The organism is Nocardia sp. FBN12, assembly GCF_054031145.1.
On the sequence record NZ_CM132926.1, the window covers coordinates 5,371,156 to 5,391,149 of the forward strand.

25 protein-coding genes are annotated in these 19,994 nt (G+C 67.8%); 5 read left to right on the top strand and 20 right to left on the bottom strand.

Translation table 11 applies throughout. The features are described 5' to 3' along the window. Positions 1 to 83: 83 nt before the first annotated feature. Together cds1 and ACWZHB_RS25245 are read right to left on the bottom strand one after the other, a co-directional pair. Positions 84 to 1,169 carry an L-cysteine desulfhydrase Cds1 gene (gene cds1 / locus ACWZHB_RS25240; protein ID WP_427904281.1) on the bottom strand — a complete coding sequence of 362 codons (1,086 nt, stop codon included), beginning with the start codon at positions 1,167 to 1,169 and terminating at the stop codon, positions 84 to 86. Next, entirely contained in the window at positions 1,166 to 1,492 is a 327-nt protein-coding gene (locus ACWZHB_RS25245) for a DUF4229 domain-containing protein (protein WP_410870875.1), read from the bottom strand. The genes cds1 and ACWZHB_RS25245 overlap by 4 nt, the downstream gene beginning before the upstream one ends. A 163-nt stretch (positions 1,493 to 1,655) precedes the next feature. Between ACWZHB_RS25245 and ACWZHB_RS25250 the strand changes: the two genes are divergently transcribed. The 3 genes from ACWZHB_RS25250 to ACWZHB_RS25260 all read left to right on the top strand — a co-directional run bounded on the left by ACWZHB_RS25250 (position 1,656) and on the right by ACWZHB_RS25260 (position 2,901). Beyond that, complete coding sequence (locus ACWZHB_RS25250; RefSeq protein WP_056814442.1) at positions 1,656 to 1,865, top strand: BldC family transcriptional regulator; 210 nt, start codon at positions 1,656 to 1,658, stop codon at positions 1,863 to 1,865. 114 nt (positions 1,866 to 1,979) lie between these two features. Then, the gene (locus ACWZHB_RS25255; protein WP_266293729.1) at positions 1,980 to 2,171 is read left to right on the top strand and encodes a hypothetical protein; all 192 of its coding nucleotides are present in this window, start codon (positions 1,980 to 1,982) and stop codon (positions 2,169 to 2,171) included. Between the two features lie 79 nt (positions 2,172 to 2,250). Further along, a complete protein-coding gene (locus ACWZHB_RS25260; protein WP_427904282.1) occupies positions 2,251 to 2,901 on the top strand; it encodes a hypothetical protein in 651 nt (216 codons plus the stop codon). A gap of 346 nt (positions 2,902 to 3,247) precedes the next feature. Here ACWZHB_RS25260 and ACWZHB_RS25265 read toward each other — a convergent pair whose 3' ends face one another. The 9 genes from ACWZHB_RS25265 to hemL all read right to left on the bottom strand — a co-directional run bounded on the left by ACWZHB_RS25265 (position 3,248) and on the right by hemL (position 10,296). After that, positions 3,248 to 3,520: a hypothetical protein gene (locus ACWZHB_RS25265; protein ID WP_427904283.1), complete on the bottom strand. Its 273-nt coding sequence runs from the start codon at positions 3,518 to 3,520 to the stop codon at positions 3,248 to 3,250. 35 nt (positions 3,521 to 3,555) lie between these two features. Further along, a complete protein-coding gene (locus ACWZHB_RS25270) occupies positions 3,556 to 3,828 on the bottom strand; it encodes a hypothetical protein (protein WP_427904284.1) in 273 nt (90 codons plus the stop codon). Positions 3,829 to 3,934: 106 nt separating this feature from the next. Next, a complete protein-coding gene (gene ccsB / locus ACWZHB_RS25275) occupies positions 3,935 to 4,891 on the bottom strand; it encodes a c-type cytochrome biogenesis protein CcsB (protein WP_427904285.1) in 957 nt (318 codons plus the stop codon). A gap of 31 nt (positions 4,892 to 4,922) precedes the next feature. Further along, positions 4,923 to 6,551: a cytochrome c biogenesis protein ResB gene (gene resB / locus ACWZHB_RS25280; RefSeq protein ID WP_427904286.1), complete on the bottom strand. Its 1,629-nt coding sequence runs from the start codon at positions 6,549 to 6,551 to the stop codon at positions 4,923 to 4,925. Next, positions 6,551 to 7,363 carry a cytochrome c biogenesis CcdA family protein gene (locus ACWZHB_RS25285; protein WP_427904287.1) on the bottom strand — a complete coding sequence of 271 codons (813 nt, stop codon included), beginning with the start codon at positions 7,361 to 7,363 and terminating at the stop codon, positions 6,551 to 6,553. Before ACWZHB_RS25285 ends, resB begins: the two co-directional genes overlap by 1 nt. After that, positions 7,360 to 7,596, bottom strand: coding sequence for a hypothetical protein (locus ACWZHB_RS25290; protein ID WP_427904288.1), 237 nt, complete (start codon positions 7,594 to 7,596; stop codon positions 7,360 to 7,362). Before ACWZHB_RS25290 ends, ACWZHB_RS25285 begins: the two co-directional genes overlap by 4 nt. After that, positions 7,593 to 8,234: a TlpA disulfide reductase family protein gene (locus tag ACWZHB_RS25295; protein ID WP_427904289.1), complete on the bottom strand. Its 642-nt coding sequence runs from the start codon at positions 8,232 to 8,234 to the stop codon at positions 7,593 to 7,595. The genes ACWZHB_RS25290 and ACWZHB_RS25295 overlap by 4 nt, the downstream gene beginning before the upstream one ends. Then, on the bottom strand, positions 8,231 to 8,848 hold the full coding sequence (locus tag ACWZHB_RS25300; RefSeq protein WP_427909290.1) for a histidine phosphatase family protein: 618 nt from the start codon (positions 8,846 to 8,848) through the stop codon (positions 8,231 to 8,233). The genes ACWZHB_RS25295 and ACWZHB_RS25300 overlap by 4 nt, the downstream gene beginning before the upstream one ends. 119 nt (positions 8,849 to 8,967) lie before the next feature. Next, positions 8,968 to 10,296, bottom strand: coding sequence for a glutamate-1-semialdehyde 2,1-aminomutase (gene hemL, locus ACWZHB_RS25305; RefSeq protein WP_427909291.1), 1,329 nt, complete (start codon positions 10,294 to 10,296; stop codon positions 8,968 to 8,970). Between the two features lie 198 nt (positions 10,297 to 10,494). On the opposite strand from hemL, the gene ACWZHB_RS25310 reads away from it, so the two are divergent. Then, a complete protein-coding gene (locus ACWZHB_RS25310) occupies positions 10,495 to 10,881 on the top strand; it encodes a hypothetical protein (RefSeq protein ID WP_427904290.1) in 387 nt (128 codons plus the stop codon). 14 nt (positions 10,882 to 10,895) lie between these two features. On the opposite strand, the gene ACWZHB_RS25315 is transcribed toward ACWZHB_RS25310, so the two are convergent. From ACWZHB_RS25315 to ACWZHB_RS25335, 5 genes are all read right to left on the bottom strand, one after another. Further along, positions 10,896 to 11,123, bottom strand: a complete 228-nt coding sequence (locus ACWZHB_RS25315) for a hypothetical protein (protein ID WP_427904291.1) — start codon at positions 11,121 to 11,123, stop codon at positions 10,896 to 10,898. 76 nt (positions 11,124 to 11,199) lie between these two features. Beyond that, a complete protein-coding gene (locus tag ACWZHB_RS25320; RefSeq protein WP_427904292.1) occupies positions 11,200 to 11,463 on the bottom strand; it encodes a hypothetical protein in 264 nt (87 codons plus the stop codon). 201 nt (positions 11,464 to 11,664) lie between these two features. After that, positions 11,665 to 12,177: a hypothetical protein gene (locus ACWZHB_RS25325; protein WP_427904293.1), complete on the bottom strand. Its 513-nt coding sequence runs from the start codon at positions 12,175 to 12,177 to the stop codon at positions 11,665 to 11,667. Continuing rightward, positions 12,174 to 13,151, bottom strand: coding sequence for a porphobilinogen synthase (gene hemB, locus ACWZHB_RS25330; protein WP_427904294.1), 978 nt, complete (start codon positions 13,149 to 13,151; stop codon positions 12,174 to 12,176). Before hemB ends, ACWZHB_RS25325 begins: the two co-directional genes overlap by 4 nt. A 42-nt stretch (positions 13,152 to 13,193) precedes the next feature. After that, positions 13,194 to 14,372, bottom strand: a complete 1,179-nt coding sequence (locus ACWZHB_RS25335) for a serine hydrolase domain-containing protein (protein ID WP_427904295.1) — start codon at positions 14,370 to 14,372, stop codon at positions 13,194 to 13,196. Positions 14,373 to 14,627: 255 nt separating this feature from the next. On the opposite strand from ACWZHB_RS25335, the gene ACWZHB_RS25340 reads away from it, so the two are divergent. Beyond that, positions 14,628 to 14,906: a hypothetical protein gene (locus ACWZHB_RS25340; protein ID WP_427904296.1), complete on the top strand. Its 279-nt coding sequence runs from the start codon at positions 14,628 to 14,630 to the stop codon at positions 14,904 to 14,906. 56 nt (positions 14,907 to 14,962) lie between these two features. Here the strand turns inward: ACWZHB_RS25340 and ACWZHB_RS25345 are convergent, their stop codons facing one another. The 4 genes from ACWZHB_RS25345 to ACWZHB_RS25360 form a co-directional block, all read right to left on the bottom strand. Beyond that, a complete protein-coding gene (locus tag ACWZHB_RS25345) occupies positions 14,963 to 16,537 on the bottom strand; it encodes a bifunctional uroporphyrinogen-III C-methyltransferase/uroporphyrinogen-III synthase (protein WP_301903744.1) in 1,575 nt (524 codons plus the stop codon). Further along, the gene (hemC, locus tag ACWZHB_RS25350; protein ID WP_427904297.1) at positions 16,534 to 17,565 is read right to left on the bottom strand and encodes a hydroxymethylbilane synthase; all 1,032 of its coding nucleotides are present in this window, start codon (positions 17,563 to 17,565) and stop codon (positions 16,534 to 16,536) included. The genes ACWZHB_RS25345 and hemC overlap by 4 nt, the downstream gene beginning before the upstream one ends. Then, positions 17,562 to 19,034: a glutamyl-tRNA reductase gene (locus ACWZHB_RS25355; RefSeq protein WP_427904298.1), complete on the bottom strand. Its 1,473-nt coding sequence runs from the start codon at positions 19,032 to 19,034 to the stop codon at positions 17,562 to 17,564. The genes hemC and ACWZHB_RS25355 overlap by 4 nt, the downstream gene beginning before the upstream one ends. Positions 19,035 to 19,110: 76 nt before the next feature. Continuing rightward, positions 19,111 to 19,974 (bottom strand): redox-sensing transcriptional repressor Rex, encoded by an 864-nt coding sequence (locus ACWZHB_RS25360; RefSeq protein ID WP_427904299.1) that lies wholly within the window; start codon positions 19,972 to 19,974, stop codon positions 19,111 to 19,113. Positions 19,975 to 19,994 lie beyond the last annotated feature (20 nt).

Sequence of the window (19,994 nt, forward strand, 5' to 3'; positions counted from 1 at the left end):
TTGATTGACGACCGCCACGTTTGTCAACAAAAATTGACATCGCTGAGCGCGAACAGACGAGGAAGGAGGTGCGGAAGAAGTTGTCAGCCGTTCCAGCGGCCGGTGGTGGCGAATTCGCTGAGGATCTCGGTCGGGCCGGTCAGATCCATGTTCTGGGCGGCCACCCAGTCGTCGTCGAAGTACGTGCCCGCGTACCGGTCGCCACCGTCGCACAGCAGCGTGACCACACTGCCGCTACGGCCAGCCGCGACCAGCTCGGCGACAAGATGGAAGGCACCCCAGAGGTTCGTGCCGGTCGAGCCGCCGACGCGACGGCCGAGCGCGGTGCTCGCGTGGCGGGCGGTCGCGATGGAGGCCGCGTCGGGCACCACGATCATGCGATCGACCACCTGGCCGACGAACGACGGTTCCACCCGCGGACGGCCGATTCCCTCGATGCGCGAAGGCATTCCGGTTTCGTAGCCCGCGTCACCGGTCTCGTAGCCGCCGTAGAACGCCGAGTGTTCCGGGTCGACCACGGCCAAGCGCGTCGCATGCCTGCGATAACGGATGTAGCGCCCGATCGTCGCGCTGGTGCCGCCGGTGCCCGCGCCCACCACGATCCACTCCGGTACCGGATGGTTCTCCAGCGACAGCTGTTCGAAGATCGATTCGGCGATGTTGTTGTTGCCGCGCCAGTCGGTGGCCCGCTCGGCGTGGGTGAACTGATCCATGAAATGCCCGCCGGATTCGGCGGCGAGGCGCTTGGCCTCGGTGTACATGTCCGGCGGTCGATCGACGAAATGGCAACGGCCGCCCTGCGCTTCGATCAGCGCGACCTTCTGCGGCGACGTGCTCGCCGGCATCACCGCGACGAAATCCAAGCCGAGCAGCTTGGCGAAATAGGCCTCGCTCACCGCCGTCGAACCCGACGACGCCTCGACCACGGTCGTGCCCTCGGTCACCCAGCCGTTGCAGATCGCGTACAGGAACAGCGACCGCGCCAGCCGGTGCTTGAGGCTGCCGGTGATGTGGGTGGACTCGTCCTTGAGGTAGAGCTGCACCGGCCAGTCGGCGGGCAGCGGATACCGCAGCAGGTGGGTGTCGGCGGAGCGCTGGGTGTCGGCGTCGATCAGCCGGACGGCATTGTCGACCCAGTCACGCGGGGCGCTGCGGTCGAGGTATTTCATGCCGACGTGCTGTCGTCGTCACCCCGCAAGCGGGCCCGCAGCTGCGCCTTGTCCTGGCGGCGGCGCGCGTCGACGACGGCGATGTCCTCGTTCACCTTCACTCGCAACTTCTTGAACAACGTCAGCGAGAGCGGCATCGCGACGATCAACGCGAACAGCGCCGCGACGATGACCGGCACCTCGACACCGATCAACTTGGCGACGCCTACGATCAGCGCGGCGATCACGACGACCAGCCCGAGACGGGCCAGCGTGTAGAGCGCGAGATTGCGTACCAGTCGCTTTCCGGCGCCGGAACCCTGCTGACCTGTTGCTTCACTCACGACTACAGACTAGCCCCGCCCGGATCGCCGCCGATGCGGCCCCGTTCGCGGCTTTTGTCTATTACTTCCCCTTTACCAACAGTAGGTGGTTCGACTAGGTGGGGGTCGCAGTGCGACGATGACGCCACTGATGAGGGAACTGTCGAGAACGGAGAGGTTAGCTATGACTGCGATCACCGTCGGCCTTCAGGACACTCTGCTGACACCAGGCCAAGTGGCCGCCATGTTCCACGTAGATCCCAAGACCGTCACCAGGTGGGCTCATGCCGGCAGACTCGGCTCCCTGCGCACACCGGGCGGACATCGCCGTTTCCGCGAGTCCGAGGTCCTGCAGTTGCTCAGATCACTGACCACCGAGGCAGCGCCCCGCTGACTCACCGGCCGACGCGAGCCCACCGCGGGCTCGCGTTCGCCAAAAATTTCCCTCCCGTTGCGGATGTGCACACGGCGCGGACACGGCTACCCTCGATAGCAGGAGGTGAGCGACGTGACGTACCTGTTGGCACTCATCGCGATCGTGGCCATCGCGGTGTTGTGCTGGAAGGCGTTCGGCCCCGAAATGCCCCGCCCGAATTCCGGCCCGCCCCCGCGCAGACCGGTCCTCGGCCCTGACGACGACCCGGAATTCCTCTGGCGCCTCGGCAAACAACCACGCGACGACTCCGGCCCCACCGAGTGACCTCGCGATGTGTGTCGCCGTGAGCTGACGCACATACCCCCGTTGCGCGTCGAAAGAGCTGGGTAGATAACGTATTCCGGTGATTGATGTGCAGCAGGGTTCTGTCCCGACCACGTGGCGCGCGGCCGACGGCAGCGCCGTGACGTTCACCGAGGCACGGTCGGAGTGGACTCGCGCGGCACACGAAGTGCTGGCCGATACCGCTACCAGGTTCAACAACTTCATCGTCAACACCGAGCTGGCCGAGCTGGTCCAGGAAGAGTCCGGGATCCGGACCGCGGTGAAGTGGCAGCACTGGCTGCCCGTCGTGCTGGACAAGGTCGCCGAGAACTGTCACAAGAACAACGAGCCCCCGCTGAGCGCGCTGTGCGTGCGCAAAAACCAGACGGTCGGCACCGGCTACCGCTACATCCTCGAGCTCGCGGGCCTGCCCATCCCCGACGACCTCGAGATGCACGCCGCCGCGGCCCGCTGGCAGTGCTACCAGCACTACGCCACCGACCTCCCCGCCGACGGCGGCCTCCCCACCCTCCCCCCGAAGGTCGCCGCCATCCGCCAGTCCACCTCCGCGGACCTGGCCACCGCCGAAGCAGCCGAAGCGGCCGTCAAACGCCCCGCCGCCGCCCGCCGCACCGTAGCAGCCATCCCCAAGCCAGAACCGGTCCGCAAACCGGTCTGCCTCAACTGCCACGTAGAACTCCCGGCCAACAAGATCTGCTACTACTGCTGACCACCGATTCGGGATCGTCGGATTTCGGCAACCGGGCCCGCTCGGCAACAACAAAGGCCCGGACGCTCATTCGAGAATCCGGGCCTCACTCGTTCGACCGCGCGAACACACCTGACCTCAGGTCAGACGCACAACGGCATACCCATGGACAGACTGGACCCGTTCATCAGGCATTGCAGCAGAGCACCGGGGAGCGCGGCTGAGCCCGATTGCGGGTCCGCGGACGCCGTGAACGGCGTGGCGGAGCCCATATCCACAGCGACCGGCTCCAGGGATACGGCCGGCGCAGCCGCTGCGATCGCCGTACCCGACACTCCACAGCCAAACGAAATCGCCACGGCCGCAATCACGCCGGACGGGTATCGGAGAAGCACTCGATCACCAACGTCCCGTCGGCCGCTGGAACCAGCGATCCCGGCGCACGGACGACGACCTCCTCGATCCGTCCCGGCGATATCGGCCTGACGGTCACAACCAGGTCGTGCATCGTCGTCTGCACCGCCAGATGCTGATCAAAGCCGGACTCCATGACGCTGTCCACGATGTCGGTCAGATAGCGAAATTCGGGATGTCTGTCCGACATCGCCCGGCATCGACGCGCGATCTCGGTCCACGGCACGTCGTGAAAATCCCCGGTCCACGCACCCAACCTGATCACAACGCGATGTTCTCGGTGGGCACGATGAATCGAACCTGATCGTTGGTCGATACCGACCAATGGAGGCCGACGACAGTGCGGCCACCGCTGAGGTGCTCGGCCACGATCACTTCGATCGGGCACGGCATCGGGAAGGGTGAGTCGGGTTGGAAGTCATCGACGTCCTGCCCCAAGAAGGCCGGCAGCTTGTCGATCACAGAGTGCACGGCGCCGTCCGCATCGACGAACTCGACCTCGACTACGCCTCCGGCGGTGCTGTCATCGTCCACCCACCGGACTGCTGTCCCTTGCATTGTTGGCACGCCGAAACTTTCCTACAGAACGCCGTAGCACGCTCAGCTCGTGACTCGGGTACCGAATCAGAGTCGAGTGTGGTCAGGTCAGGCCGGCGTAGCTGTGCAGACCGCTGATCACCATGTTGATGATGAACAAGTTGAACAACATGGCGACGAAGCCGGCGATGTTGATCCAGGCTGCCTTGGTGTCTCGCCAGCCGGAGGTGGCTCGGGCGTGGAGGTAGGCCGCGTAGAGGACCCAGGCGATGAAGGAGCAGGTTTCTTTGGGGTCCCAGCCCCAGAAGCGGCCCCAGGCGGCTTCGGCCCAGATGGCGCCGAGGATGACGCCTGCGCCGAAGAGGGGGAAGCCGATGATAGTGGTTTTGTAGGCGAGTTGGTCGAGGGTGCGGGCGTCGGGGAGGCGGCGGGCAACGGTGCCGAAGATGTTCGACGACTCTTCGCCCGCGGGCTGGCGCATGCGGAACAGGTAGAGCAGGCTGGCTACGCCGGAGACCAGGAAGACGCCGCTGCCGATGCTGACGATGGTGACGTGGATCGGCAGCCAGAACGAACGCAGGGCGGGGACCACGGGGGCGGCGTCGGCGTAGAGGATCGTGCCTGCCAGGAACATCAGGATCAGCACGGGGACCAGCAGGAACGCCCACATGGCGCGGTAGCGCTGATCGCGCAGGAAGATCAGACCGATCACCACGGCGGCCGCGGTGGCCATGGTGGTGAACTCGTACATGTTGCCCAGCGGGAAGCGATGGGTGGCGAAACCGCGCAGCACGATCGAGGTGATGTGCAGGACCGCGCCTACCGAGAGCACCGAGAACGCCATGTCGCCGAAGCGCTCCGCACGCGATTTTCCGGCGGGGGTCTCGATTCGGCCCGGCAATGACGGGTCGATCGTGGTTCCCTGTTCACGGCCGACGACCGCCTTCGCCCGCGCCGAGGCGTACTGCACGATCAGCAGCACCGTTGCCAGGGTGTAGATGGCAATGGCCGACATGAAGGCGAAGTCGCTATAGCGGGCCAGCGTTTCGTCGATCTGCATCAGGATTCCGTCTCCATGTCGAGTGCGCGGATCACTTCTCCGCTCCCAGCAGCCGTGTCCGCAGTCGATCGAACTCGGCGCCCCAGCCTGCTTGATCGCTCCTGGCCAGACCGCCCATTTCTACTACGGTGCGTCGTTGACCCACGGTACCTGTTGGGTCTTCGACCGGGTACGTCCGGATCCAGATCCGCCGCCGTTTCAGCAACAGCGACACCAGCAGGCCCGCCATCATCGTCAGCGCGCTCACCAGCACCCACTGCTGGGCGGGGTCGTGCGAGACCTGCAGGTTCACGAACTCCTCTGCGCCGTCGAAGGTGACCTTCGTACCGCCGGGCAGTGTGGTCGACTCGCCGGGACGCAGGTTGACCCGCGCTTCCTTGGTCAACCGGCCCTGCTTGATCATCTCCGGGTCCAGCGAGAACAGCGACTGCGAGCGGCCGGTGTCGAGGCCGGTGTTGCCGCGGTAGATGTCGACCGCGACGGCCGGGTCGTCCATCCGGGGGAACGACGAGGTGAGCAGGCTGCCGTGGAACAGCGCGGTCGGCGCGAACAGGCCCTCGATCGCGATCTGGTTCTGTCGACGTTCCTCGTCGGTCGCGTACATGCCACCGGGCGGGTCGATCCGCAACACACCGCTGGACAGGAAGGTCTGCGCGTCGTCGGGCCGCCACTGGATCGTCTCGGTGCGGGTCTGCCCGTTGGGGAAGGTGACGGTGAACGTCGGCGCGAAGCCGTGCCCCTGCAGGTAGACACGGTCACCGGCGACGCGCAACGGATGGTTCACCTGGAGCTCGGTGCTACGCCACGTGTCGGTGCTGAGGTCCGCACCCGCCTGGTATTCGATGTTCGAGTGGAACATCTCGGCTTGGCCGGTGGGCAGGTAGTCGGCCTTGAAATCCTTCACCTTGATGCACAGCGGTGTCATGCCGGTGCCGTCGTTGACGTTGCCCGCGCGGAACGAGTCGTACACCGCGGGCGAGGTCGTGCAGAAGCCCGGACCGTTGTTGGCGATTACGATGACATTGCCCTCGTACCCGAGCAGCTTGCCCAGCGCGATCGCGACCAGCAGCCCCACCAGCGACAGGTGGAACACCAGGTTGCCGAACTCGCGCAGGTAGCCCTTCTCGGCGGACAGCGTCACCTCACCATCGCGCTGACCGGGGCGAATCTGGGTCCGCCACCCACGCAACGACGTCTCAGCGGCCTCGATCACCTCGTCGGGCGTGCGGTCGTCGGTTTCGCTGAAGTGGTGTGGCAACCGGCCGAGGTTGCGCGGCGCTGCCACCGGTGGGGTGCGCAACGCCCGGTAGTGGTCCCAGCAGCGCGGCAGGATGCAGCCGACCAGCGAGATGAACAGCAGCACGTAAATGGCGGTGAACCAGAAACTGCCGAACACGTCGAACAGTTCGAATCGGTCCATCCACGGGCCGAGCGTCGGACGGTCGGCGATGTACTGGTCGACCTTCTGCGCGTTCAAGCTGCGCTGCGGCAGCAGCGCGCCGGGGATGGCGGCGAGAGCGAGCAGGAACAGCAGCACCAGCGCGGTGCGCATGCTCGTCAGGCCGCGCCAGGAATTTCGGACCAGGGCCCAGGCCCGGCCCAGCAGCGACTGCCGGACGGGCGGGGTGGGGGTGGTCGGAGTGGTCAGTGTGTCAGTCATCAGATCGGAAGAGTCACCTCGGAGACGAACCCGTCACGCACCCAGCTGACGAACTGATCCCATGCCCCCGTGACCAGCGCGACGCCGACGGCGACGAGCAGAACACCCCCGATTACCTGAATAGTGCGCGAATTACGCCGCAGCCAGCCGACCCCACGCAACGCACCGGCCGATCCGAAGGCCAGCACGATGAACGGCAGCCCGAGACCGAGGCAGTACGCGACGATCAACGTCACCCCGCGCACGGCGGTGGTGCCCTCGGTACCCGCGGAAACCGCCATCACACCCGACAGCGTCGGCCCCAGACACGGCGTCCAGCCGAGCGCGAACACCCCGCCGAGCAGGGGTGCGCCGAGGATGCTGGTGAGCCTGCGCGGCTCCATCCGCGTGTCGCGCTGCAGGGCGGGGACCAGGCCGATGAACACCAGACCCATCAGGATCGTCACCACGCCGCCGATGCGCTGCAGCAGTTCCCGATTCACATTGAGGGTCTGGATCACGCCGAAAACAGTGGCCGTGGCCAGCACGAACACCACCGTGAACCCGGCGACGAACAGCACGGCGGCACCGGCGACGCGCATCTTCGCACTACGGCGCTGCGCGGTGAGCGTGGCCTGGGTACTGGTGGCAGGCGGTGCCTCGGCACCGACCAGCCCGGCCAGATACGACAGATAGCCGGGGACGAGCGGCACGACACACGGTGAAGCGAACGACACCAGGCCCGCGAGCAGGCAGGCTCCCAGCGCCAGCAACAGCGGACCCGATGCCGCCGTCTGCTGGAAGGAATCCCCGACTGCGGCGAGCGGAATCACTCGTCGTTGCTCGCGTCGATGTCACGCTCTTCGTCGCGCGGCAACGACAGAGTGCGCTCGGTCTCGGCCGGTTCCGCGGGGCCGAAATCGAACAGACCGGCACCGGCGACACTACGCGGGACGGTCGCGATGCCGGCCCAACGGTCATCGACCGTCCAGCCCGCACCCATTCGGCGCGCGCCCTGACGGGGACGACACGCGGTCAGATTTCCTGGACGACGACGGCTGCTCACTGCTTCTCCTCGGCGGCGATGCGCTCGACCACGGGCTGCAGATCTTCTGCAAGTAGCGAGCGAAGGAAGACCGCGGCGACCCGGTGCTGACGATCCAGGATCAACGTGGTCGGAATAACACTGGTGGGAAAGTTTCCGCCGAGAGCGAGCAAGGTCCGCATCGACGGGTCGTAGATGGACGGGTATTCGATCTTGTTGTCCACTACGAAGTCCTGGGCTTTGTCGCGCTGATGGTCACGGACATTGATTCCCAGGAACGCGACGCCTTGATCTCTGGTCGCCGCGAAGACTTTTTCGAGAGCGGGCGACTCGGCGCGGCACGGGCCGCACCACTGTCCCCACAGGTTCACGACCACGATCTGGTTCGGGAAATCGTCGACCGAAACGGTCTTTCCCTCGTTCATCAGATCGGGCCCCGAGAGCGTACCGATCGTTCCGCGGGTGGCGGGCGGATCGTAGTAGATATCCGTTCTACCACCGGGTGAGACGAATTCGAAGGTCCCACCACCGGTGGCAACCGCATCGGTACCCGTCGAACAGCCCGCCGCGGCGGCGATCACCAGCAGGGCGGACAGCACGGCGGTCAGCGCCCGCGGCCGACGGCCACGGGCGGTTCCCGAAGAGGTGAAGCGTGTCATGCGCCGTGTACCGACGGATCCGACGCGCCCGCCGGCTCGGAATAGACGATGTCGACGAGCGTGTCGCCGTGATAGACCAGCGAGGTCAGCGACGCGAGCGAGCACTGCCGGTTGCGCGGGTCGTGCCACAACCGCTGGCCCTGCAGGAATCGGCGCAGCGTCCAGACGGGCAGCTGATGCGAGACCAGCACCACTTCGTGACCGGCGGCTTCGACGCGGGCCTTGTTCACCGCGGCGAGCATGCGATGGGCGATCTGCAGGTACGGCTCGCCCCAGGACGGGGTGAACGGATCGCGCAGCTTCCACCAGTGCCGCGGCTTGCGCAGGGCACCGTCGCCGACGGACACGCGCAGGCCCTCGAAGGTGTTGCCCGCTTCGATCAGGTTCTCGTCGGTGCGCACGATCAGGTCGTGGGCGGCCGCGATCGGCGCCGCGGTCTCCTGGGCGCGCTGCAGCGGGGAGGCGATCACCATCGAGATGTCGTGATCGGCCAGCGAGCGCGCGACCGCACCGGCCTGCGAGCGCCCGGCCACCGAGAGGCTGAAGCCGGGCAGGCGGCCGTAGAGGATGCCGTTCGGGTTGTGTACCTCGCCGTGGCGCAGCACGTGCACGATGGTTTCGACGCTCGACGGGTCGTCGTCGAGGGCGGGCGGCGCGGCGGCGGGGGCAGGATGGGGCGCCTCGTCGCTATCCGCCGGGACTGGGGCGAATTCTGCGTCGGGCTGGTCGGAGCTCACGCTAGGGATCCTTCGGGGGTTGCGGCCGCGGCCGCGAGGGCGGCGGCGGGCAGAGCGGCGGCGATACGGTCGAACGCGTCCTCGTCGAGTGCCGCGGAGACGAACCAAGCCTCGAACGCGCTCGGCGGCGCGTACACGCCCGCGTCGAGCAGGGCGTGGAAGAAGGCGGGGTAACGCCAGGTCTGGCTCGCTTTGGCGGCGGCGTAATCGGTCACCGGGCGCTCGGCGAAGAACACGCTCACCATATTGCCTGCGAACTGGACTTGATGCTCGACACCGGCCTCTGTCAGGGCCTTCGCGAAGAGCGAGCCGAGGCGATCGGCGTTGCGGTCGAGCGCCGCGTACACCTCGGCGTCGGCCGCGCGCAGCGTCGCCAGGCCCGCCGCGACGGCGACGGGATTACCGGACAGGGTGCCCGCCTGATAGACCGGGCCGAGCGGGGCGAGGTTGTTCATGATCTCGGCGCGACCGCCGAACGCGGCGGCGGGCAGGCCACCGCTCATCACCTTGCCGAAGGTGTAGAGATCACCGGCGACGCCTTCGCGGCCGTACCAACCCGAGGCGCTGACCCGGAAACCGGTCATCACCTCGTCCATGATCAGCAGCGCGCCGTTGTCGTGAGCCAGGGTGCGCAGTCCCTCGTTGAAGCCGGGCAGCGGCGCGACCGCGCCCATGTTGCCCGCGGCGGCCTCGGTGATCACGCACGCGACCTGGCCGGGGTGCGCCTCGAAGGCAGCGGCGACGGCGGTGAGGTCGTTGTAGGGCAGCACGATCGTGTCGGCGGCTTGCGCGCCGGTGACGCCGGGCGAGGTCGGCAGGCCGAGCGTCGCGACGCCGGAACCCGCGTCGGCCAGCAGCGCGTCGACGTGACCGTGGTAGCAACCGGAGAATTTGATGATCTTGGAGCGGCCGGTGAAGCCGCGGGCGAGACGGACCGCGCTCATCGTGGCTTCGGTACCGGAGTTCACCAGGCGAACCCGCTCGACGGGATCGACGCGGGCAGCGATGGCCTCGGCGAGCTCGATCTCGGCCTCGGTCGGCGCACCGAACGACAGTCCGCTCGTCGCGGCCTTCTGCACGGCCTCGACGACGGCGGGGTGGGCGTGACCGAGGATCATCGGCCCCCACGAACACACCAGATCGACGTAGTCGTTGCCGTCGGCGTCGATGAGGGTGTAGCCGCTCGCGGAGGTGATGAACCGCGGCGTACCGCCGACCGAATTGAACGCACGAACCGGGGAATTGACGCCACCCGGGATCACGGCGGCCGCCCGCTCGAAGAGCTGGGCCGAAACCGGTACCTGCGTAAGACTCACGGATTCCAGTGTCTCAGTTCGCCTCGGCACGCCGGACGACAGGGTGGAGCACAGTGACCCAGACCGCAGCGACCCACCGACGACACGCCCGACACGCCGCCCCGATTGGCGAAAGATTTCGATCTAGGCCCATTGGCCTGCGACTACGCTCCGGGCGGCTCAGCACCTGAGCCTGGAGTGATTCGGCTATCAGCGGGAGGGTTTTTCATGCGTTTCGGCGTCACCAGCACTGCCCTTGGCACGGGGTTCGTCGCGGCGGGAGTGCTACTCGGCGCGGGTTCGGCCACCGCGTTCGCACCGCAGATCCAGCCCGATCGGATCGGCGCTCAGCTCAGCCACGAGGAGACCGTGGCACTCGGCGCGGGGCCGATTCCGGCGATCACCGCGATGTTCGTGCCCGCTCAGCGGATCGGCGCGGGGCTGCACGCCGATACCGAGCTGTACCGCGACGCCGACGGCGGCATCCGCGCCACCCTGCGTCAGGTGGTGACGGAGGCGGCGGCACATCCCGACGGCACCGTCTCCGTTTTCCTGAACGCGCCCGGCACGCGCGGCGGCCGCGTCGTCGACGTCTACCAGCAGTGGGTTTCCTAGGCGGCTGTGCTGGTCTAGGTGTACATGCAGGGAACTTCGGCCGAGATCGTGTGCAGCTGGCACATGAGGCCGTTGTAGATCGCGCTCGAACCGGTCTCCGGGGCGAAACCGCCACCGGCGGCCGGCTCGGCGACCATCGGGGTGAGCGGCAGGCCGGCAGCGGCCTGAGCGGGTGCCGCGGCCAGAGCGATCGTCGCCACAGCGGCGGCGACGGTACAGATTCCGGCGGTCAGTCTTGTCATCGATTCCTCCTCGAGAGAGCCCGTGGCGCGAGCTCGTGTCCCGAACCCCCACGCGGACATCGGAATTCGGCTTCCCCTAGATCATCGGTTCGATGCCGCGTCGCGCTACAGATCTGGCATAGCTCCTGGCCACGGCATCGATCACCAGTAACCCGCCCACCATCACCAACGCGCAGGCGAGCAACAGCAGCGGCGGCACATAACGCACCGCCGCGAAACCTGGATGCTCCTCGGTGCCCGCGAATTCGGTCGTGCGCCGTGCGGCCCGCCAGCTGACAACCCCGCAGGCCAGGAAAAGCACGGCGAAGCCGAGTTCGACAAGCGCGATCCAGCGTTTCATTCCTGCGATCCTGCCAGGGGCAAGATCGAATCAGCCGACCAGGCTCGGGAGCAGAATCAGCGCGATGAGAGCGAGGGTGAGCACGACCATCAACCCGATGACCAACAGGTCGCGTCGCAGGCTGTGTGGTTGCTCGATCACCACGCGCATCATTGCCTCCGCTCAACCGGTGTGATAATCCTCACCATACACTGCGCAGGGTCACTTCCGGTGGGCCAGGAAGTACTTGGTCGACTCCGGCCGGTAGCTCAGGAACGCGGCGCCGGCGGCCAGCACGCCCTGCACGATCGCTGAGCCACCCGCCACGATCGTCGCGGGGTTCGCGACAGCGGAGAAGCTGAACATGGTGGCGATGGCGCCGAGTCCGAGCCAGATCGCGATGACCGTGAGCACCGTGCGCGCCCAGCTCTTGCCACGGCCGAGCTGATGCGCGATGGCCACGGTGACACCGGCCAGCAGCACGCCGACCAGCGCGGTCACCGCGAAAGCCACCAGCACCATCACATCGACAGTCGACGCAGGGAAGTTCGGATCCGACTTGTGCATCTCGTCGAGGAACTGCTTGCTGAGCTTGTCGCGCTCGCCGGTCATGGTGATGACGCTGGCGAACGTGTAGACGACACCGAGGCCGGCGATTCCCCACCACAGTTGACGAGCGGTGCCGACGTCCTCGGGCATGGGCAGGGTTTCGGGTTTGTTCGGCGGAACGATCACGACAGCCAGTGTGCTGCCTCGGTCGCCCAGTAGGTGAGCACGATGTCCGCGCCTGCCCGCCGGATGCCGATCAGCGACTCCAGAATCGAGGCCCTGCGATCGATCCAGCCACGCTCGGCGGCGGCGGTGATCATCGCGTACTCGCCGGAGATCTGGTAGGCCGCGACGGGGACCGTCGAGCGGTCGGCGACGTCGCGCAGGATGTCGAGGTAGGACATCGCGGGCTTCACCATCACGATGTCGGCGCCCTCGGCGAGATCGAGGTCGAGTTCGCGCAGCGATTCCCGGCGGTTGGCCGGATCCTGCTGGTAGGTGCGCCGATCGCCTTCCAGCGTCGAGCCGACGGCCTCGCGGAACGGGCCGTAGAAGGCCGAGGCGTACTTGGCCGCGTAGGCGAGGATCGCGGTGTCGGTGCGGCCGACGGCGTCGAGTCCGCGCCGGATCGCGCCGACCTGGCCGTCCATCATCCCGCTGGTTCCGAGCAGGTCGGCGCCCGCCTCGGCCTGCGACAGCGCCATCTCCACATAGCGGTGCAGGGTGGCGTCGTTGTCGACCGCGCCGTCGGTGCCGATCACGCCGCAGTGGCCGTGATCGGTGAACTCGTCCAGGCAGGTGTCGGCCATGATGACTGTCGCGTCCCCGACCTCTTCGGCCAGCGCGCGCAGACCACGATTCAGGATCCCGTTCGGATCACTGGCCTGGCTGCCCGTGGGGTCCTTGTCCTCGGGCAGCGGCACCCCGAACAGCATCAGCCCGCCGACCCCGGCGGCCACCGCCTCCGCGGCGGCCTTGCGCAGGGAGTCCAGCGAGTGCTGATACACCCCGGGCATCGAGCTGATCTCCCGCGGCTCGTCGAGCCCGTCGGCCACGAACATCGGCAGCACCAGCTGACGCGGCTGCAGCGTGGTTTCGGCGACGAGTCGACGCAATGCGGGTGTCCTGCGCAACCGCCGTGGGCGGTCGAAAGCGGTCATAGCCCGCAGAATACGCCTGTCCCCCGATGGTCGCCGCAGCGCCTACAGCGGGTCGAATCCACGAGCCAGTTCGCCCAGAATCTGCTCGAAGGTAGCGAAGACGGGTAAGGGACCGGCCTCGCCCCAGGTCTGGTTGGTGAGCAGAATCGCGGTGACGGCGCCGTCGTTGGACCAGATCGAGCCGAGGCCGCCGGCCCAGCCGTAGGCACCCGCGCGTGGACCGTCGGGGTCGTCGCGCAGTTGGACGCCGACGCCGTAGCCCCAGCCCGCGCTGTCGTCGGGGCCAGGTCCGCCGCGGGACAGTTGCTCGGGTGTGAGGTGGTTGGTGGTCATGGTGGTGACGGCTTGTTCGGACAGGATGCGGGTGCCGTCGAGTTCGCCGCCGTTGCGCAGCATGCGGGCGAAGCGGTGGTAGTCGGCGAGGGTGGAGACCAGGCCGTCGCCGCCGCCTTCGAAGGCGGGCGGGTTGCTCCATTGGCCGACCGCCGGGTCGAAAACGGTGCGGGCGCCGTCGATTTCTGCGTAATGCGGGCCGAATCGGGCCAGTTTCTCCGGTGGGACGGCGAAGCCGGTGTCGCTCATGCCGAGTGGGCGCAGGACGCGTTCAGTGAGGAATTCCGAGAGCGGTGTGCCCGCCGCCCTGGCGATCAGAAAGCCGAGGATCGGTGCGCCGACGTGATAGAGCCAGCGTTCACCCGGCTGGAATTGCAGCGGCAGGGTGCCGAGTCGTTCCAGCCAGGTATCCGGGGGCAGCATCTGCGCGGGGGTCGGTGGACCCCAGCCGAGATCGAGTTCGCTCCAGGCCGCATTGAACGGCTTTGGTGCGAAGTCGGCGAAATCCATGCCCCAACCGAGGCGGAAGGTGAGGAGGTCCTCGACGGTGATCGGGCGGTTCGCCGCGACCGTGTCGGTGATCTCGGCGGCTGGGTTCGACAGGACCCGCAAGTCGGCGAGTTCGGGGAGCAGCCGGTCGACCGGTTCGGCCGGGTCGAGGACACCGTCGTCGATCAGGATCGACGCGGCGACCGCGGTGAGCGGTTTGGTCATCGAGGAGATCCGGAAGATCGTGTCGGTGCGCACCGGCGTGCTGCGCGTGCCATCGACGTACCCGACGGCGCCGGTGGCTACGTCGTCGCCGATCGCCACGAGCCAGGCCAGGCCGAGCAGTTCGTCCGCCACGACGTGCGCGCCGAGCCGCTTGTCGATCTCGTCCACCGTCATCACATCTCCTCGGATCGCGTTGGCGCAACTAGACCACAGCGGTCCGACAGCTATCGGCGATTTGCCACCCGCAGCGCTTCGCCGAAGTCGGCGACCGGTCGCGGCGAACCTGTGGATAACATCGAAACCGGTTGGAGCTCAATGGCTTCCGCGCGAGATCGCCGAAACCTGTCGGTGCCTCTCGCTATAATCGAAAGCGTGTTCGAGGGTTCCGACGACCGGGGGCGGAACCCACACGCGACGGGAGGACGCCGAATGAATGCCATTGCCGCCAAGACCACTTTCATCACCGCGCCGTACGTGCCGCTGGAGAAGAAGCGACTGCCCGCGGGCAGACCGCGCCGCTGGTATGTGGCGCACAATCGCCGGCTCAAGGCCATGCGTTTGACCATCGCGCTGCTGGATTCCGGTGTGTACCTGCCCAATCAGGCCACCAACGAGACGATCCGGCGCACCGCGGAGAAGATCGACATCCGCCCGCCCTCGGATGCCACCTGCAGGCTGGTGCGCACGCTGCTGCGCTACAGCCGATGACCCTGATACGCCGAAAGCCCGCCGGTGCGGGCGGGCTTTCGGGGTATCTGCTGAAGCTAGCGGCTGCTGCTGCGGCGGCTCTTCTTACGCGGCGGCGGCAGCAGGCCCTCGGCGCGCAAGCGCGACGCGTGCTCGGCCAGTGCCTCCACCAGCGGACCCACCTGGGCCGACTCGGGCTGCACATCCACGCGCAGACCGAACTCGATCGCGGTCTCGGCGGTCTTCGGGCCGATGCAGGCCACGATGGTGCGAGCGTGCGGCTTGCCCGCGATACCCACGAGGTTGCGGACCGTGGAGGACGAGGTGAACAGGACCGCGTCGAAACCGCCGGTCTTGATCATCTCGCGGGTCTCCGCCGGCGGCGGCGAAGCGCGCACGGTGCGGTAGGCGGTGACGTCGTCGATCTCCCAGCCGCGCTCACGCAGGCCTTCGGCGAGGGTCTCGGTGGCGATGTCGGCGCGGGGCAGCAGCACCCGGTTCACCGGATCGAACACGTCGTCGTAGGGCGGGAAGTCGGCGAGCAGGCCCTCGGAGGACTGTTCGCCACTGGGCACCAGTTCGGGGTTGATGCCGAAGGAGCGCACCTTCTCCGCGGTGGCCTCACCGACGCAGGCGATCTTCACACCGGAGAATGCGCGCGCGTCCAGACCGAACTCGGCGAACTTCTCCCACACCGCGCGCACGGCGTTGGTGGAGGTGAACACCACCCACTGGTAGCGCCCGTCGACCAGGCCCTTCACGGCCCGTTCCATCTGGGCGGGGCTGCGCGGCGGCTCCACCGCGATCGTCGGCACCTCGATCGGGATCGCACCGTGGGTGACGAGCCGCTCGCTCATCTCGCCGGCCTGATCCTTGGTGCGCGGCACAAGCACGGTCCAGCCGTAGAGGGCACGCGATTCCCACCACGACATCTTGGCGCGCTTGTCGACTTCCTTGCCCACCGTCACGACCAGCGGGCCGACCAGCTCGGAGGCGGCGTTGTTCAGCGAGGCCAGCGTGGCCTCGATGGTGCGCTGCTGACGGGTGGTGCCACGCACAGTCACCGCGACCGGCGTCTGCGGCGCCAGGCCGTGTTCCACCAGCGCGCTCGCGGTCTCGGCCAGGTGCCCGGAGGTGGCGTGCAGCACCAGCGGGCCGGGGGCGGCGGCCAGCGCCGACCAGTCGACCTCGCCGCGCACATCGGCTTCGGTGTGCCCGGAGCCGAGCGCGATGCCCGCGTAGCTGGGCACGGCCGAGCCGTTGGGCAGGCCGGGCAGCACCTCGAACACCATGTGCGAGCGGGTGACGGCGTTGACCTCGTTGATCACCGAATCGGTGGTCAGCGGGTCGCCGGTGACGATGCGGACCACGTCGTGACCGTTGCGCGCCTCGGCGATCAGCGTTTTGGCCACCTCGGCGGGTTCGCCGAGGGCGGGCCGCACGTCGACCGGGCTCTCGCCGTTCTCGTCCACCTCGTGGGCGATACCGATCAGGGCGAGCACGCCCTTGTCGACATCGGGGTCGGTGAACGCCAGCATCGCCCGCTCGAGCACCTCACGGGCGCGCACGGTCAGCAGGGCCGGGTCGCCGGGGCCGGATCCGACGAAAAGGATCCGCCCTGGTTGCTTCTTGGTAGCTCGGCTGCTGCTCATCGGTTGTTCTCCATCGGGCTGGAATTAGTGAAGTCGGTGGGCGCCGGTTCGTCTGCGACGCTCAGCAATGCGCGAGCCCCCAGGTCCAGCAGTTCGCGCGCCAGCGTGCGACCGAGTTCGGCCGCGTCTTTCGGCGCGCCGACGATCGAGGCGCGCAAGACGTCGGAGCCGTCGATCGCGGCGGCACAGGCGCGCAGCGAGAGTTCGTCGAAGATTCGGCCGTCCTCGTCGATCGACTCGACGATCTCGGCGAGTGCTCCGATCGGTGCGGTGCAGCCTGCCTCGAGCTCACCGAGCAGCGAACGCTCGGCGAGCACCGCGGCTCTGGTCGCGGCATCGTCCAGACCGGCGAGTACCTCGATCAATTGCGGGTCGTCACTGCGGCATTCGACCGCGAGGGCGCCCTGTGAGGGGGCGGGCAGCATCTGCACCGGTTCGAGCGATTCGGTGATCTCGTCGGTGCGCCCGATCCGGCACAGGCCGGCCCGGGCGATGACGATCGCGTCGAGTTCGCCCTCGCTCACCTTGCGCAGGCGGGAGTCGATATTGCCGCGCAGCGGAAGAATGTCGAGACCGAGCCCGAGTGCGCGCAGCTGCGCGGCGCGGCGCGGCGCGGAGGTGCCGACGCGGGCACCGGCGGGTAGCTCGCCGAGGACCATGCCGTCGCGAGCCACCAGCGCGTCGCGCGGGTCCTCGCGAACCGGGATCGCGGCGATGGTGAAGCGCGGATCCTGCGCGGTGGGGAGGTCTTTATAGGAGTGCACCGCGATGTCGATGCCGCCCGCGGCGAGCTCGTCGCGCAGCGCGGAGGTGAACACCCCGACACCGATCTTCTGCACCGGATCCGATGACAGATCGCCCGGCGTCTTGATGACCACCAGTTCGGCGGGCTGCCCCGCCGCGATCAGCGCATCACGGATGGTGCCCGCCTGTGTCAGCGCGAGCAGGCTGCCGCGCGTGCCGATCCGCCACGGCGCACTGCTGCTGCCTGCGGTCACGGTGTCCTCTTCCTGCACTGTCGTGGTCATGCGGTTTCCTCCTGCGCATGCCCGAGCGGCGCTGCGTGGTTTCGCATGCTGCCTGTGTCGGGTCTTGACTCGGTCAAGCGTGACGGCCCATCGCCGAGGTGGCCTGCGGTGAAGTCGTCGGCCAACGCGGACTCGCCCGCGGCGACCTCCATCGGCGCGGCAACCGCTTGTACCGCACCGGGTTTCAGTTCGAACAGCTCACGCAACGCTTCGGCGTAGCTGTCGCCGCCCGGGGTGGATGCCAACTGCTTCACGCGCACGGTCGGCGCGTGCAGCAGCTTGTCGACGACGCGGCGCACGGTGCGCGCCACCTCGTCGCGGGCCGGGTCGGCCAGGTCGGGCAGCCGCGAATCGAGGCGGAGCAATTCGGCCTCCACCACATCGGCGGCACGCTGACGCAGTGCGGCCACCGTGGGGGTGACCTCCGCCATGCGTTGCCCGGCAAGGTATTTGGCGAGTTCGTCGGCGACGATGACGCGCGCGGCGGCGGTGTCGTCGGCCGCGGCGCCCGCGGCCGGATCGCGCTGCAGCGATTCGATGTCGATCACGGCCACGCCCGGCAGACCTGCCACGGCGTGCTCCACATCGCGGGGCAGGCCCAGATCGCAGAAGACCAGCGGACGCTCGGCGGCGTCGGTGCGAGCTCGCCCGGCGAGCGCGCGGTGGGTGTCGGCCAGGGTCACCACGGACCCGACCGCGCCGGTACAGGTGATCACGACATCGGTGCCGGCCATGGCCTCGGTGAGCCGCGACATCTCGACCGCTTCGGCATCGACACCGTGCATGGTGCGCCCGGTCTCGGCGAGCCGCTGTGCGCGTTCGAGGGTCCGGTTGACGACGATGATGCGCCCGATCCCGGCCCGCGACAGATGCGCCACGGCCAGCCCGCCCATCGCACCGGCACCGACGACGACCGCGGTCCGCCCGGCGAGATCGCCGACGACACCGCGTGCGCGATCCAGCGCCACCGACACCACCGAGGCACCGGCCCGGTCGATCCCGGTCTCCGAATGCACCCGCTTGCCGACCCGCAACCCGTGCTGGGCCAGCTCGTGCAGGGTACGCCCGACCGCCTGCTGACCGTCGGCGCTGGCGTAGGCGCTGCGAATCTGGCTCAGCACCTGCTGCTCGCCGACGACCATCGAGTCGAGGCCGCTCGCGACCGCGAAAAGATGCTCGGCCGCCGCCTCGCTGTAGCGCACGTAGGCGTGCTTGGTGAGATCGCCCAGCGGCAGTCCGGAATGCTTGGTGAGCAGCTCGCTCACCTCGCCGAGTCCGCCGTGGAAGGCGTCGACGACGGCGTAGACCTCGACCCGGTTACAGGTGGAGACGATCATCGCCTCGGACACATGGCTCGACGAGAGCAGCCGATCCACCAGCTTCGGCCGATCGGCCTCACTGATAGCGACCTTCTCGAGCACCGATACCGGGGCGCTCCGATGCGAAATCCCGACCAGCAACACACTCATGACCGCACCTCGCCGATGCTCGGCCGCGTCATGCGCGTCCGCACGCCGTGTCGCTGTTTCGCTCGCTTGCGCTCGCTCATGGCGTGATCACCGATCCCTTGGTGCTTGGCTCCGTTGCCGAGTGGGGCGTGGCCGAATGCGGCGCGGTGCGACGCGTCGGCCTGCCGCGGGCCGGTTCGACCGGTGCGGCGTGGGTGAGGTGGCTTGGGGGCGGCACCCGGCGCGCGATCCGGCCGGAGCCGACTTCCGCGATTTCGGGCAGCGCGGGCGCGTCGTTGCGGGCGGCGTCGAAGGACAGCATCTGCAGTTCCATCGCCAGGTCGACGCGGCGAACCTGGACGTGGGCGGGCGCGCGCAGTTCCAGCGGCGCGAAGCTCAGAATCGACGGCAGGCCGGCCTCGACGAGCCGGTCACACACGTCCTGGGCGGCCTCGTCGGGCACGGCCACCACGGCGATCGTCGGTGTCAGCGCCGGAATCTGGGCGGTCAGCTGCTCGACATCGCGCACGACGAGACCGGCGTACGACTGGCCGATCACCGAGGGATCGTTGTCGAAGATCCCGACCACGGTGAAGCCTCGTACCCCGAATCCGCCGTAACCGACCAGAGCGCGGCCCAGATTGCCCGCGCCGATCAGCACTACCCGATGTCCCTGCGACAGTCCGAGCACATCTTCGATCCTGGTGCGCAACTTGGCTACGTCATAGCCGACACCCCGCACACCGTTGGGTCCGAGGAAGGAAAGATCCTTGCGCAGCTTCGCCGAATTGACACCCGCCGCGACAGCGAGTTCCTCACTCGATACGATGACTACACCCTCGTCGGCCAACCCGGCGAGAACCCGGAGATAGGTAGCAAGACGAGTCACCGTGGCCTGCGGAATGTCCCGCACAAGAGCCTTGCCGGAGACGCCACTCGGCGTCTCGTGCTGCTCTGTCACGTCGTCGGCTCCTCGTTCCG

Coding starts and splice junctions, on each gene's coding strand:
- ACWZHB_RS25250 (WP_056814442.1), top strand. CDS start 1,656: ATGACTGCGATCACCGTCGGCCTTCAGGACACTCTGCTGACACCAGGC.
- ACWZHB_RS25345 (WP_301903744.1), bottom strand. CDS start 16,537: ATGAGCAGCAGCCGAGCTACCAAGAAGCAACCAGGGCGGATCCTTTTC.
- ACWZHB_RS25315 (WP_427904291.1), bottom strand. CDS start 11,123: ATGACAAGACTGACCGCCGGAATCTGTACCGTCGCCGCCGCTGTGGCG.
- cds1 (WP_427904281.1), bottom strand. CDS start 1,169: ATGAAATACCTCGACCGCAGCGCCCCGCGTGACTGGGTCGACAATGCC.
- hemB (WP_427904294.1), bottom strand. CDS start 13,151: ATGACCGCTTTCGACCGCCCACGGCGGTTGCGCAGGACACCCGCATTG.
- ccsB (WP_427904285.1), bottom strand. CDS start 4,891: ATGCAGATCGACGAAACGCTGGCCCGCTATAGCGACTTCGCCTTCATG.
- ACWZHB_RS25320 (WP_427904292.1), bottom strand. CDS start 11,463: ATGAAACGCTGGATCGCGCTTGTCGAACTCGGCTTCGCCGTGCTTTTC.
- ACWZHB_RS25340 (WP_427904296.1), top strand. CDS start 14,628: ATGAATGCCATTGCCGCCAAGACCACTTTCATCACCGCGCCGTACGTG.
- ACWZHB_RS25295 (WP_427904289.1), bottom strand. CDS start 8,234: ATGACACGCTTCACCTCTTCGGGAACCGCCCGTGGCCGTCGGCCGCGG.
- ACWZHB_RS25310 (WP_427904290.1), top strand. CDS start 10,495: ATGCGTTTCGGCGTCACCAGCACTGCCCTTGGCACGGGGTTCGTCGCG.
- ACWZHB_RS25355 (WP_427904298.1), bottom strand. CDS start 19,034: ATGAGTGTGTTGCTGGTCGGGATTTCGCATCGGAGCGCCCCGGTATCG.
- ACWZHB_RS25335 (WP_427904295.1), bottom strand. CDS start 14,372: ATGACGGTGGACGAGATCGACAAGCGGCTCGGCGCGCACGTCGTGGCG.
- hemC (WP_427904297.1), bottom strand. CDS start 17,565: ATGACCACGACAGTGCAGGAAGAGGACACCGTGACCGCAGGCAGCAGC.
- resB (WP_427904286.1), bottom strand. CDS start 6,551: ATGACTGACACACTGACCACTCCGACCACCCCCACCCCGCCCGTCCGG.